Raw genomic sequence first — 14,098 nt, 5'->3', positions numbered from 1 at the left:
CCAAGCTGTACATCGTTGATTTCTCAGCATTATTGCCCGCAAATCAGCGTTCAAAGCGGCATTTTTCCCGCCTTTTACGGCAATTGCTTGCCCTGCCGCATGAATAGCGTCGGATATTGACACTTGGTCAATGGCCTTTTTGACATTTCGCATCGCTCGTCCATGGTGCAGATGGCACAGTGCCTTATCGCACGCACTTGCCGCGCAACCTTCTGCTCCCGCCCATGATCCCTGTATACCAACCGTACCTGACAGGAAAAGAAAAAGAATACGTAAACCAATGCCTGGACTCCAGCTGGATTTCGTCCAAGGGAGAGTTCATCTCGCGCTTTGAGAACAGTTTCGCCGACTACATCCAGGCGCGCCATGCGACCAGCGTGTGCAACGGCACGGTTGCGCTGCACCTTGCGCTTGCGTCGATAGGACTAGAGTCGGGCGACGAGGTAATCGTTCCCACCCTGACCTACGTTGCATCGGTCAACACCATCGTGCAGGCGGGCGCGACGCCGGTATTCGTCGACTCGCTCCCGTCCACTTGGCAACTCGATCCGGAAGACGTGCGTCGCAAGATTACGCGACGCACCAAGGCCGTCATGGCGGTGCATCTGTACGGACTGCCGTGCGACATGGACGCGCTCGTCGACATCTGCCGCGAATACGAACTGACGCTGGTGGAGGATTGCGCCGAGGCGTTCGGCACGTATTACAAGGGACGCCATGTCGGCACGTTCGGCGATATTGCGACCTTCAGCTTCTTCGGCAACAAGACGATCACCACCGGGGAAGGCGGGATGGTGGTGACGAAGACCAAGGCATTGCACGATAAGGCTTACCACCTGAAAACCCAGGGCGTGTCCCCTGTGCGGGAGTACTGGCATGACGTGGTTGCGTACAACTACCGCATGACCAACATCTGCGCAGCGATCGGCCTGGCGCAGCTGGAGCAGGCCGACGACATTATCCGGAAAAAGCGGCAGGTGGCGGAATGGTACCGACATGGACTGAAAGGATTGCCGCTGATCACGCATGACGAGATCGACGGCACGGTGCACTCCTACTGGATGTGCTCGATCGCACTCGATTCCGCCGACGAGCGCGAACCACTGCGCAGCTTCCTCAAGGAATGCGGCGTCGAAACACGTCCGGTATTCCACCCGGCGCACACACTGCCTCCGTACGCTGCAGACATGACGTTCCCGGTGGCGGAGTCCATCAGCGCGCGTGCGATGAATCTTCCCAGCTACCCCGGGTTGTCGCGTTCCGAGATCAACGATATCTGCGGACTCATCCGGCAGTTCTACCAGGACAAGGATCTCCCGGCACGCGCGGCGTGAACAGGCAAACGCGCATGCAAGCATAACGACAAAGAGAATTTTCCTTGCCATCGCGCTCGATCCAACCATTCAAGGAACAGAAAGTTCGGAAACAATGAGCAGTTACATCTCCGGGATCTGGAACGCACGCTATTTCTGGGTGCATCTCTCCCTGTCGGATCTCCGATCGCGCTGGCGGCGTTCCTTCTTCGGCGCGCTATGGTCAATCATGCAGCCGCTTGGCATGACGGTGCTGGTCTCGCTCGTTTTCAGCAGGCTGTTCAACACCGAACTCAAGGAATACGCGCCTTACATCCTGTCCGGGATCGTGATATGGGAATTCATTACCACGACCGTAATCGGCGGATCGCTGGCCTTCGTGCAGGCGGATGCCTATATCAAGCAATGTCAGCATCCTCTGGCTATCTATACGGCGCGCACCACGCTGGCCAATGCCGTCGTGCTGATCATGGCCAGCACCAGTCTGTACGCCTGGGTGCTGGCTGTCATGCCGCATACTTTCGGCTGGCATTGGCTTGCGGCATTGCTCATCTATCCGATCGTGGTCCTGGTCGCATGGCCGCTTGCGACGCTGCTGGCCTATCTTGCGGCCCGCTTCCGGGACATACCGCATGCACTTGGGCTGGTCTTCCAGGGATTGTGGTTCATCTCCCCGGTTTACTTCGAGGCCAAGCTTTTCCGCTCCGGCAACCTCGGGGCGCTTGTCGACTACAACCCCGTCTACCACTTGCTGCAGATCGTGCGCGCCCCGCTGCTGGAGGGAAAATGGCCGACGGCCGCCAACTTCGGCTTCTGCGGCGCGACGATCGTCATTTTGTTCCTCCTCGCATGGCTGGTCGGGCGCAAGGCCGAGAAAAAAGTCATCTTTTACCTATGAAGAAACACCGCATCCTGCTGAAGGACGTCGATCTCGTCTACTCGTCCGTCGCCTACAAAGAGAGGTCGATCAAGACCCTGCTCGGAAACCTCGTCAAGGCGAACGGCCAGAAACCAAAGGTCCAGGATGTGCATGCGCTCAAGGGCATCAGCCTGGAAATCCGCCAGGGTGAGCGCGTCGGCCTGCTCGGTCACAACGGCGCTGGCAAGAGTACTTTCCTCAGAATGGTCGCCGGCCTGTACCCGATCTCCGCCGGAACCCGTGTCGTCGAAGGTACCGTGCGTTCTCTGTTCGACCTGAGCCTGGGATTTGAACCCGACGCAACCGGCAGGGAAAACATCCTGTATCGCGGCCTGCTTCTCGGCCTGTCCCCCGCCTTCATGCGCAGCATCGAGGAGGAAGTCGTCGACTATGCCGATCTGGGGGAGTTCATCGATTATCCGATCAAGACGTACTCGGCGGGTATGCAGGTACGGCTGGCATTCGCGATTTCCACCGCCGTCGGCGGGGACGTGCTGCTGCTGGATGAAGTGATCGGCGCAGGCGACGCCAATTTCATGGCGAAGGCAAAGCGGCGCATCCTCGACCTGGTCGAGCAATCGGAAATCCTTGTACTTGCATCCCATGACCTTTCGGCACTGCAGTCCTTGTGCAACCGGGGGGTGGTGCTGCATCACGGCCATCTCGTCTTCGATGGTTCGATCCGCGAAGCGGTGGACACCTACCGGCGCGTCAACGGAGTCGCCGCATGATCGGGCACGCCGTTCCACGGGTGTTATGGCTGCTCAACCACGATGCAGCCCGGCGCTTCGACGTCGCCATGCTCAAGCGCATCGGCATCTCGGAAATATTCCTTCCCAAGCGTTATCCGAATGACCCGAACTTTCCTGGCGCATCCGTGGACTGGTCCTGCGATGCAGACCTGCGCATTCCGGCCGAGGCGCTCGACATTCTCAACGCGGCGGACTGGTACGGCGACCCGGGCGATGAGGCGTGGGAAGTGGCGAACCAGTACTTCGATGTCATGTTCTTTACGTTGCATCACCCGGAATTTATCCATCCCGTGTCGCGGCGTTTCCGCGGCATTGCTCTCTGGCGCGCCTATGGAATGCCGGACGGAACGAGCCACTCGCACGTTCTCCAAGCGCGCATGAATCGAAGCGGTGAGCCAAGCGTGCGCGCACTGGGCAATCGCTTCTTCTTCGCGCAAGCTTATGAGCATCTGCATGAAAACGAGGATGATCTGCTTGCAAGCCGACGCCTGCACCTTCCGCTCGCACTGCACGATGGCACCGCGAGCGACGACTGGCGTGGCAACGACGAACGCCTCTTCTTCGTTTGTCCTCGCATCGGAATCAATCCCTATTACAAGGCCGCCTACTTGAAGTTCAAGGAAGACTTCAAGGGATTGCCCCTTGCCATTGCCGGGGAGCAGCCGATCCGGGTGGACGACCCGCGCGTACTTGGATTCATCGATCGCGAGGCTTACGAACGCAGCATGCGCGAGATGCGGGTCATGTTCTACCATGGCAGCGACCCGTATCATGTTCACAACTCCCCGTTCGAGGCCGTTCGTGCCGGCGTGCCCCTCGTCTTCATGGCGGGCGGGATGCTCGACCGGCTCGGCGGGAAAGCGTTGCCCGGGCGCTGCGAACGAATCGACGACGCGCGGCGCAAAATTGAACGCATCCTCGGTGGCGACCGCAAGCTGATCGAGGAGCTACGCCAAAGCCAGGTTCGCCTGCTTGACCGCATGCGGCCCGATGCCTGTGAGGAAGCGTGGCGCAATGCGTTCGGTAGTGTGATGAAGAACCTGCGCTCGGCAAGGGCCACCGCGTCAAGGACACGCACGAGGAAGCCGCGCATTGCCGTCATCGTGCCGGTGAATTATCGCGGCGGCAGCCTCAGCGGAGCCAAGCTCCTGGCGAACGCGATCGACATTGGCGCGCGCCAGGAGTGCCGGCCTGTCGACGTCGTATTCGGCCATCTCGACGACCCGAACTGCTATACGAATGAAGAATTTGCGGACTTGTCGCCCACCGTCGTACGACGCCCGTACAAGTGGGAGGTCGTGAGCCGCAATGCAGCCCTCCGAGCGCTCGCATACGCCGGACGGGAACAGTTTCTGCCCGCGGCTACGTACCAGGTGCCGGAGGACGGCATGAAGCAATTCATGGATTGCGACCTGTGGGTGATCGTGTCCGACCGCCTGGAGCATCCGATCCTGCCCTTGCGGCCGCATGTCCTGATGGTCTTCGACTACCTCCAGCGATACCAGCCCCTGTTACGCCAGGACCTGAACAAGAGTTTCATTGCGGCCGCGCACCAAGCGGAACGCATCTTTGTTACTACCGAGTTCACACGGCAGGATGCGCTGCAGTACGCCGGCCTTGGCAAAGAACGCGTCGTGCGCCTACCCATGCTGGCGCGCCGCGTGAAACGGGTCGAAACAACCGGCCCCGAAGCAAGAGAGCCGAGCTTTTTCCTGTGGACGACCAATCTCGCGCCCCACAAGAACCATGCGAATGCGTTAAAGGCCCTGGATTTGTATTACAGCCAGCTGGGGGGGCAGCTTGTCTGCTGTGTCAGCGGCGTCGGCACCGACAAGATGTTCAAGAGCGATCTTTCGCACCTCAAACCGCTTCGGCGCTTTGCGAATAATCCTTACCTGAAACGCCAGCTGCGGCTTCTGGGTGAGCTTTCCGACCATGCCTACCAGGAACGTCTCGCCAATGCACGGTTTCTCTGGCATGCCGGATGGATCGACAACGGCACCTTCTCGGTCGTCGAAGCCGCGCAGCTGGGCGTGCCGTCCCTCTCAAGCGATTATCCGGCGATGCGCGAAATGGATGCGCAGTTTGATCTCAACCTTGCGTGGATGGACGCACATGATCCGGAAGACATGGCCGCTCGCCTCAAGGAAATGGAGCTGCGTACAGACCCGCTGCGCAACGCGGATACTTCCGGAAAGCAGATCTCGCTGCCGCCTGTCGAGCATCTTGCCGGCGCCTACTGGAAGGCGGTGAGCACATGCCTGTGAAGAAATTCGGTATCTATCTGGGCTACCCGCCTTCAGTCGACCTCCGCGCAGAAGGCCTCGGCCGCCATCTCGCCGAATTCCTCAAAGGTGCGCAGGGCCGAGACGACGTCCGCTTCGTCGTCGCCTGTCCGAGTTGGCTGCGCGCGAACATACTGCAGCTTTGCGAGGCATGCAACGTGCGGACGGAAGGACTGGAAATCATTTCCCCCAAGTCCAAGCCTCTTCTGCTGCAGGTCTATCAGGGTTACCTCGCGTTCAAATACCGCCCAAGAAAGGCCGGCCGCCGCGAGGGACGCCTCGCAAGGATGCGACGCCAGCTTGGCGAAATGCTGACGCGGCTCGAAGGCCGGCTCGTGAGCACGCGCAGCGTGCCACTTGCGCTGCTTCTCGGATCCCTGCTTGGAACGGTATTTCTTGTTTTCCGGCTGTGCAGGATACCCGGCACAGTGGCGCCGTTCTTCCAGCGAATCGGAAAAAGGATACAAACCCGGCTCGCCGCACCGCCGCCGGAGCCCCCGGCTCCCTCCCCGTTGACAGCGGTAGAGCCGGTAGACACAGACCGCGAGTCGCTCATCGCACGCATGTACCGCCTCATGGAGGAGTCCGAGGCGGCGCTGATGCGATCGATGATCGAAGCGCGCGACGATATCGCCGCCTGGTACAGCCCGACCGCGTTTTGGCCGCATTTCAACCGCATCCGCGCGCCGCGCCTGATGTGCGTGCCCGATGTCGTGCTCACCGACTTCCCGACTGGATTCGCCCTGGTTGCCGGCAGCCAGCTGCTCGACAATTTCCGCCACGTGGAGAAGGCAATCATTGGCGGCGAATACTTTGTGACGTACAGCGAGGAAACGAAGTGGCACACGCTGGTCGAACGTTACGGCGCCGACCCTGACACTGTCTTCGTCGTCCCCCACGGGGCCAATCGGCTTGACGACATCATTTCAGTCAGCGGGTTCGAGGACAATGAGGATGCCACGGACACGTACTGCCGCAGCCTGCTCAGGAATGCGCTGCGCAAGAGCGTCAACGACGCCTACAGCAGCGTCGTCATCAGCACCGAGATACGTTTTATTTTCTACGCCAGCCAGTTCCGGCCGAACAAGAACGTCCTCTCCTTGCTGAAGGCATACAATTACTTGGTCAAGCGCCGCTTTATCGGGCACAAACTCGTCCTGACGGGCCGGCCGCTCGAACAGTCGCACATCAAGCAGTACATTTTCAAGAACAACCTGCAGAACGACGTGCTCTGCCTTCATGGTTTGACCGAACAGGAGCTCGCCGCCTGCTACCGCCTCGCCGATCTTGCGGTCAATCCAAGCCTGAGCGAGGGCGGTTGCCCGTTCACGTTTACCGAAGCGCTGTCGGTTGGCACCCCGGTCGTCATGTCACGGATACCGGTGACCGAAGAAGTCATCACCGATCCGGGCTTGCAGGACCTTACCTTGTTCGATCCCTACGACTGGAAAGACATGGCGGGGAAAATCGAATGGGCGCTCGCAAGAAGGGAACTGCTGGTCGCCCGACAAATGCCTTTCTACAACAAGCTCGCCCAACGTACCTGGCGCAACGTCGTCGACGAATACGTTGCGGTCCTCGAGCACATTTCAGGAGGAGCACCAACAGACCATGAACACGTACAAGGGCTTGCTGATCCTGGGGTTCGGCGGACATGCGCGTAGCGTTGCTGATGTAGCGCTCGCTGCCGGTGTGGAGGAACTCCTGTTTGTCGACGCCAACGCGAGAGAGGGTGAAAACTTCCTCGGACACCGGGTTGTTCGCGAATTCACGGGCAAATTGCCGGAGCATTGGGCATGCCTTCCCGCGGCGGGTGACAACGAGCGACGGCAGAATCAGTTGGCAGAGGTAACCGAACGAGGATGGGTGCTGGCGACATTGATCGCTCCGGGCGCGAGTATCGGCGCCGGGGCGTCGATTGGAGAAGGCTCGTTTGTCGCACGGCACGCACATGTCGGCCCTATGGCGCGCGTCGGCAAGGGATCCATCATCAACACGGGAGCGGCGGTCGAGCATGAATGCATCGTCGGCGATTTCGTCCACGTGTCGGTCAACGCCACCCTCGCAGGACGCAGCCGCCTTGGCGACTTCGTGTTCCTCGGCGCAGGCGGCACCGTGATCGACAGCGTCGAGGTCGGCGCGCACATCACTATTGGCGCCGGCGGCGTGGTCGTCGCTTCGATCGCATCTCCAGGCACCTACGTCGGCGTACCCGCAAAGCGTCTTGAGAAATAAAAAAAGGGGCAAGTGTTTCCACTTTCCCCTTCATCAACTGATGGACATCCCACCCCTCCAGGTTGCGGTCACTTATGCAACCGCTATGTATTCCATGCCGTTCTGGATTACCCCAATGAGCGCTGTCTGATTCTCTGGAGACTCCGAAAACCCGACGAGCGTTTGCGCGCGGGACACACCGTGGGAAAGATTGTTGACGTGAAAGGAGAGTCCTGCAGAGTCCGGGGCGCGATGGAGGACATTTTGGTAGAGCTGAGTGACGAACTGGACATCGTCAAGATTGCCGTATGTTTTGACGAACTCGGGGCTATTGATGAAGTTGTGCGCGACTTGTTCTAATGAAGCTCCGCTATCGAGCGCGTTCATTTGGTAGCCCAGCCCCCCCTTGTCGGGCGTGCGATTGAATGCAGCTTGATACAGCCGATATGCCTGGCCCGCCGTTCCTGACGTATCCAAAGCTATGTTTACGTCACTGAACTTGATTCGTTCTACGTTTGAAAGCGTGTCCGATCCGTCCGCTCCCGACACTGTGTATGACACACCGCCATTCGAGCTTGATTTTGTCACCGTGTAATTCGCCCTGGCCCCTGATTGGACCAAGGCATCCAATCCGTCGCCTCCGTCAATCGTCGTGTTACCTGGGCCGTTCTGAATGATATCGTTGCCGCTACCTGTCCTGACGGGCATGGTTCCAGGGCCCGTCAGGATGACGGTATCGTTACCCTTCAGAACTGTTGCCAGCGGATTGGAGAGGCCCACTTCCGACATGTTGTATTCAATGTCCGAAAGCAAAAGCGCGTCGGCGGTAGTTTTCCCATCCCCTCCAGTGAATTGATAGGAGACAGTTGACAGCCTTCCATCAGTAATCTGCGGGACGCCATGTGCATTTGCCTCCAGGGAACTCGATGCCAGGTTGTATTGAATCAGAATCTGGTTTCCACTGTAATCAAACAGTGACTCTTTATACGTATTGACCTTCCCCGTAAAACCGTGCGTTCCAAGCGAAAGCTCGCCGTCCAATGTTAGAACGACAGTCTTATAGCCGGAGAAAGCCGAATTGACGACCGCTGCAATGGTCGTCAACGTACTCCCTTGCTTCATCTCCGTTGTAAAGGGCTGGCCGCTGAAGGAAATGCTGCCTTTCATCGTAATCAGGTCCTGGGTGTTCTTATTGTAGAAATAGATTTCGGTAGCAGTCGATCCGGATGGCGAGAACGTGCCGTAGACGTCGACAACATAATTGCTGGTCTGGATCCGCAAATTGTTTGCCGAAGGAGAGGTGCTGGACTGGTAGCGATACGCCACATCGTACGCCGCCGAATCCATGCCACGGCTATAAAGATTGACGATCTGATTTAGATAAGCAAGCGCGGTCTGGGAAGTGGGCGACGTACTTAAATTACTGACGATCGTAGCAATTCTTAAGTCATTCGTGTAGGACTGGACAGTCAATAGTGCCATCTGATTGAACCTCCTAAGTGACGCGCATCAATTGATACTTAATCAATAGTAGCTCATTTGCCATCATGGTGTCCTATTCCGATGTGTCCGGCGGTTAATTGTTTCGGCTAGCTTATCCTCTCTGTTGCTATTCGAATTTGATTTTTCTCGGTGGAATGGGCGACCAAATGGCTTGAGGGATGCAAAGAGAATGGTTCTATAAGAAAAAGGGGTTACAGTTTCCTGTAACCCCTTCTTTTTATGGTGGGCCTCCCGTGAGTCGAACACGGCACCAACGGATTATGAGTCCGCTGCTCTAACCAAGCATGAGCTAGAGGCCCAATCTCTTATCGGCGGGTTGCCCCGCCTTCTCCCTTTGCCCTCGGTTCGAGGACGTCGGTTGGGTTTCCTTCGCTACTGCCAGTTCAGCGGATCAGCTGCCTTCGAGGAAGCTCTTCAGCTTGTCGGAACGGGACGGGTGACGCAGCTTGCGCAGCGCTTTTGCCTCTATTTGGCGAATGCGCTCGCGGGTCACGTCGAACTGCTTGCCCACTTCTTCCAGTGTATGGTCGGTCGACATCTCGATGCCGAAGCGCATGCGCAGCACCTTGGCTTCACGCGGCGTCAGCGAATCGAGCACGTCCTTGACCACACCACGCATTGATGCATGCAACGCCGCGTCGGCCGGAGCCAGCGTGTTGTTATCTTCGATGAAGTCGCCAAGATGCGAATCGTCGTCGTCGCCGATCGGCGTTTCCATGGAGATCGGCTCCTTCGCGATCTTCATAATCTTGCGGATCTTGTCTTCCGGCATGTCCATCTTGATCGCCAGCGTTGCCGGATCCGGCTCGGCACCGGTTTCCTGCAGGATCTGGCGCGAGATGCGGTTCATCTTATTGATCGTTTCGATCATGTGCACCGGAATACGGATGGTACGCGCCTGGTCCGCGATCGAGCGGGTGATGGCCTGACGGATCCACCACGTCGCATAGGTCGAGAACTTGTAACCGCGACGGTATTCGAACTTGTCCACCGCCTTCATCAAGCCGATGTTGCCTTCCTGGATCAGGTCAAGGAACTGCAGGCCGCGGTTGGTGTACTTCTTCGCGATCGAGATCACGAGACGCAGGTTGGCCTCGGTCATTTCACGCTTGGCCTTGCGTGCCTTCATTTCGCCCGCGGCCATCTGCTTGTTGATGTTGCGCAGATCCGGCAGCGGCAGCACAACGCGCGCCTGCAGGTCGATCAGCTTCTGCTGCAGTTCCTTGATCGCCGGGACGTTACGGCCCAGGATCGCGCTGTACGAATGGTTGCCGGTCACTTCGGCATCGACCCACTCGAGGTTGGTTTCGTTGCCCGGGAAGACCTTGATGAAGTGGGTACGCGGCATGCCGCATTTGTTGACCGCGACTTCGAGGATCTGCTTCTCGATATGGCGCACTTCATCGACCTGGCCGCGCAGCGTGTCGCACAGCTTCTCGACGAACTTGGCGGTGAAGCGGATGCCGAGCAGTTCGTTGGAGATGGTTTCCTGCGCCTTGACGTAGGGCTTGGAGTTGTAGCCTTCCTTCTCGTAGGCCTTGCGCATCTTGTCGAACTGCGAGGCGATCTCGTTGAACTTGCCCAGCGCGTCGCGCTTGAGCTGTTCGAGCTGTTCGGCGGAATAGCCGGCGGCAGCACCGCCGCCGCTTTCCTCTTCCTCTTCTTCCTCTTCCTCCTCGTCTTCCGCATCCTCGTCGTCATCGGATGCGGCGGCGGCAGCAGGCGCTGCTACGTCTTCGGAAGCGTTCGGATCAACGAGACCGTCGACGATTTCGTCGACCTTCATCTCGTCCTTCTCGATGCGGTCCGCTGCGGCGAGGATCTCGGCGATCGTCGTCGGGCAGGCGGAGATGGCCTGGATCATGTCCTTCAGGCCTTCTTCGATGCGCTTGGCGATTTCGATTTCGCCTTCACGAGTCAGCAGTTCGACCGAGCCCATTTCACGCATGTACATGCGGACCGGGTCGGTCGTGCGGCCGAAGTCGGAATCCACGGTCGACAGCGCGGCTTCAGCAGCGGCTTCAGCATCGTCGTCGGTGGCGACAGTCGCGACGCTGTCGGACAGCAGCAGGGTTTCCGCATCGGGCGCCTGTTCGTAGACGGCGATGCCCATGTCGTTGAACGTGCCGATGATGCCGTCAATGGCTTCCGGATCGACAATGTTCTCGGGCAGGTGGTCGTTGATTTCGGAATAGGTCAGGAAGCCGCGGTCCTTGCCGAGCTTGATCAGCGTCTTGAGCTTCTGGCGGCGCTGCTCGAGTTCTTCCTCGGAAGCCTCCGTGTCGGAAGAGAACGCGTCCTTCAGCAGGGCCTTTTCCTTGGCCTTGCGGTCCTTTGCCTTTGCCTTGTCGGCGGCCTTCAGCTCCGCACGCTCGACGGCATTCAGCGCGGCGACCTCATCGTTCTCCGGCTGGAAGTCCTTCGGCTTGCGACCACGGCGACCGGGTACTTTAACCGCAGGCAACACGTAGCTGGACGTGTCGATCGCCGCCAATGCTTCCGCATCGGTCGTCTGGCTGACCGCCATCACTTTGCTATCGGACTTCGGCTCGGCTTTCGCCGCGACCTTGGTGGTCTTGCTTGCGGTCTTCGATTCGGATTTCTTGTTCGTCACGGGTGCTTTCAGTTTCTCGGGAGCCGGCGTTGCTTCGGCTCGGGATGAAGGTTTCGACTTCGACGGGGTTGCCTTGGTTGCCGTTTTAGGCGTAGTCTTGACACCCGTTTTCGATACAGCTTTTACCGGCGTCTTTGCCTTGCTTGCGGGCGCGGCGGCAGTGGTCTTCTTCACGGCAGGCTTTGCCATCGACTTGCTCGGGGCCGCTTTAGTTGCAGCCGATTTCGCCTTTTTTGCAGTTTCAGTCGTTTTCGCGGTTTTTTTCATTGCGTTTGCCATGGAATGAATACCAACTGGTTTGCTCTCGTGCGCCGAGTGGATTGCGCTTGGTGGAGCCGATAAGTGAGACTGGCTTCGGCATTCGCCCGCGCGACATGTTCTTGGCTTTTCGTTGTCCGGCTGAAATTTCAACCTGGTCAGCGAAATAACCTAAGGTCTTGAATCAAAAGCTTTAAATTATACCACAGAGAGCAACATTTCTCCATTTCAAAGGCATACAACAGCACACCGCTGTCTGCCTTCGACCTCGGCGCGCCCCGGACGTTGCATGATTCTGGTGCGATTGTCCGCAATGCGGAACGCGCGGGCATCGCAACCGCCCGCCAACTCGGCACATTCCGGCACTTGCCGCTTTATGCCGGATCCTGACCCCGCCTCAATTGCTCTTGTTTTTGCATCAGCTCGCGATAACGCGCGCGTGCTTCTTCGGTCGCCAGACCGGTGGTGGCAAGCCGTTCAAGCTCGCCCTTTAACAATTGCATTTTAGTCTGCCGCACCGCCCCGGCAAGTTCGAGACGGGCGGTATCCACTTCCGACTCCGAATCTGCAGCAATTTCGGCGATAAGCACGTCAAAATCACTGCTTTGCGCACGCAGCTGCTCTGCCAGCGCCGCGAAATTTGCGTGCGGCCCCAAGGCCCTGCAGGCGTCGATCAACTGCATCAACATGGCCGCGTTGTCGGGCGCGAGCTGCGCCACCGCATCAAGGGCGGCCTGGTCCAGGACATCCGCCAGCGAGGGGTGCGCCACCAGAAGGCGTATCATCTGGCGCTCCAGCCCCATGGGCGGCGTCCGCTTGGTGCGCGGCGGCGCCACCTTGGTGCGCGCAACGGGCTGCGCGAGTTCAAACAAGGCCTCGATTTCCGCCGGCGCCGTCTGCGTCTGCTGCGCGAGTGCGCGCACGATCTGCAGGCGAAGCGCCGATGGTGGCATGGCCTGCAACAACGGCTTGGCATCGAACTGCGCCTTGGCCCTGCCCTCTGAAGTCGCCAGGTCGTTATCCCGCGTGACTTCCTTTAGCAAGAATTGTGACAAGGGCATTGCGTCACGCACCTGCTGCTCGAACGCTTCCGCACCGTACTCGCGGACATAGCTGTCGGGATCATGCTCGGGCGGCAGGAACAGGAACTTGATCGTCTTGTCGTCGGTGGCATGTGGCAGGCAAGCATCGAGCGCTCTGCGCGCCGCGCGCCGTCCGGCCGCATCGCCGTCGAAACTGAAAATTACATCATCGGTTTGCCGCAGCAGCTTCTGCACATGCGTCGGAGTACATGCGGTGCCCAGCGTGGCCACGGCTTGGGGGAATCCCAGCTGCGCCAGTGCTACCACGTCCATGTAACCTTCGGTCACCAGCACGTACCCTGCCTCGCGAATCGCCTGCCTCGCCTCGAACAGACCGTACAGCTCATACCCCTTCTGAAATAGGGGTGTTTCCGGCGAGTTCAAGTACTTCGGCTCGCCGCTGTCGAGAACGCGTCCGCCGAAGCCGATGACTTGGCCCTTGACGTTGCGAATGGGGAACATGATGCGGTCACGGAAGCGGTCGTAACGTTTGCGTCCGCCGCCATCCTCCTCGCTGCGGTCGATCAGAAGGCCCGCCTCGACCAGCGCCGGCGCGTCGTAGTCGGCGAAGACATTGCGCAGGTTGTCCCAGCCACTTGGCGCGTAGCCGAGCCCGAATTTGGCGGCGATTTCGCCCGTCAGGCCGCGGTTCTTCAGATAGGCGATAGCCTGCGGAGCGCTGCGCAATTGGTGGCGGTAATAGTCGCCTGCCTGCGACATGACGTCCGAGAGCGCCACGCTTTTTGCCTGCGCTTCCGCCCTCTGGGCCGGCGGTATGCGGTCGTCGCTGGGGACGACCATGCCGACGCCCTGCGCAAGATCCTTTACCGCGTCCACAAAGCCGAGGCCGGAGTACTCGATCAGGAAACCGATGGCCGTGCCATGGGCGCCGCAGCCGAAGCAGTGGTAGAACTGCTTGGTCGGACTGACCGTGAAACTGGGGGATTTTTCGTTGTGGAAGGGGCACAGCCCCATGTAATTGGCGCCGCCCTTCTTGAGCTGCACGTAACGGCCGACCACATCAACGATGTCGACACGGTTGAGCAGATCCTGAATGAAAGACTGCGGTATCACGGCGGCGCCTTGGTATCGTGGGACAGTCCCGGGAAATCATGCCGGCGCCGCGGGAACACGTGCGCGTCGACATCCACTACATAT

At 59.0% G+C, this 14,098-nt stretch carries 10 protein-coding genes and 1 tRNA gene; 7 read left to right on the top strand and 4 right to left on the bottom strand.

Annotated features, from left to right (window positions below; all coding sequences use genetic code 11):
- Positions 1-224 precede the first annotated feature (224 nt).
- The 6 genes from ACNOHI_RS02780 to ACNOHI_RS02755 all read left to right on the top strand — a co-directional run bounded on the left by ACNOHI_RS02780 (position 225) and on the right by ACNOHI_RS02755 (position 7,504).
- Entirely contained in the window at positions 225-1,334 is a 1,110-nt protein-coding gene (locus ACNOHI_RS02780; RefSeq protein WP_420473099.1) for a DegT/DnrJ/EryC1/StrS family aminotransferase, read from the top strand.
- A 94-nt stretch (positions 1,335-1,428) separates the two neighbouring features.
- On the top strand, positions 1,429-2,211 hold the full coding sequence (locus ACNOHI_RS02775) for an ABC transporter permease (protein ID WP_420473098.1): 783 nt from the start codon (positions 1,429-1,431) through the stop codon (positions 2,209-2,211).
- Entirely contained in the window at positions 2,208-2,963 is a 756-nt protein-coding gene (locus tag ACNOHI_RS02770) for an ABC transporter ATP-binding protein (RefSeq protein ID WP_420473097.1), read from the top strand. The genes ACNOHI_RS02775 and ACNOHI_RS02770 overlap by 4 nt, the downstream gene beginning before the upstream one ends.
- On the top strand, positions 2,960-5,251 hold the full coding sequence (locus tag ACNOHI_RS02765) for a glycosyltransferase (protein ID WP_420473096.1): 2,292 nt from the start codon (positions 2,960-2,962) through the stop codon (positions 5,249-5,251). Before ACNOHI_RS02770 ends, ACNOHI_RS02765 begins: the two co-directional genes overlap by 4 nt.
- Positions 5,242-6,933 (top strand): glycosyltransferase, encoded by a 1,692-nt coding sequence (locus tag ACNOHI_RS02760; RefSeq protein WP_420473095.1) that lies wholly within the window; start codon positions 5,242-5,244, stop codon positions 6,931-6,933. The genes ACNOHI_RS02765 and ACNOHI_RS02760 overlap by 10 nt, the downstream gene beginning before the upstream one ends.
- Complete coding sequence (locus ACNOHI_RS02755) at positions 6,881-7,504, top strand: NeuD/PglB/VioB family sugar acetyltransferase (RefSeq protein WP_420473094.1); 624 nt, start codon at positions 6,881-6,883, stop codon at positions 7,502-7,504. Before ACNOHI_RS02760 ends, ACNOHI_RS02755 begins: the two co-directional genes overlap by 53 nt.
- Before the next feature lie 72 nt (positions 7,505-7,576).
- Here the strand turns inward: ACNOHI_RS02755 and ACNOHI_RS02750 are convergent, their stop codons facing one another.
- From ACNOHI_RS02750 to rpoD, 3 genes are all read right to left on the bottom strand, one after another.
- Positions 7,577-8,965, bottom strand: a complete 1,389-nt coding sequence (locus tag ACNOHI_RS02750; RefSeq protein ID WP_420473093.1) for a DUF4214 domain-containing protein — start codon at positions 8,963-8,965, stop codon at positions 7,577-7,579.
- A 241-nt stretch (positions 8,966-9,206) separates the two neighbouring features.
- Positions 9,207-9,285 (bottom strand) — tRNA-Ile (locus ACNOHI_RS02745).
- A 92-nt stretch (positions 9,286-9,377) separates the two neighbouring features.
- Complete coding sequence (gene rpoD / locus ACNOHI_RS02740; protein ID WP_420473092.1) at positions 9,378-11,600, bottom strand: RNA polymerase sigma factor RpoD; 2,223 nt, start codon at positions 11,598-11,600, stop codon at positions 9,378-9,380.
- Between rpoD and ACNOHI_RS02735 the strand changes: the two genes are divergently transcribed.
- Positions 11,590-11,886 carry a hypothetical protein gene (locus ACNOHI_RS02735; protein ID WP_420473091.1) on the top strand — a complete coding sequence of 99 codons (297 nt, stop codon included), beginning with the start codon at positions 11,590-11,592 and terminating at the stop codon, positions 11,884-11,886. The genes rpoD and ACNOHI_RS02735 overlap by 11 nt on opposite strands.
- Positions 11,887-12,232: 346 nt before the next feature.
- Here ACNOHI_RS02735 and dnaG read toward each other — a convergent pair whose 3' ends face one another.
- Positions 12,233-14,014: a DNA primase gene (gene dnaG / locus ACNOHI_RS02730; protein WP_420473090.1), complete on the bottom strand. Its 1,782-nt coding sequence runs from the start codon at positions 14,012-14,014 to the stop codon at positions 12,233-12,235.
- Positions 14,015-14,098 lie beyond the last annotated feature (84 nt).

The sequence above is a fragment of the Noviherbaspirillum sp. ST9 genome, from assembly GCF_048799745.1.
GTDB lineage: Bacteria > Pseudomonadota > Gammaproteobacteria > Burkholderiales > Burkholderiaceae_D > Noviherbaspirillum.
Note: the sequence above shows the minus strand (reverse complement) of the source record. Positions and strands in the feature narration are given on the sequence as shown.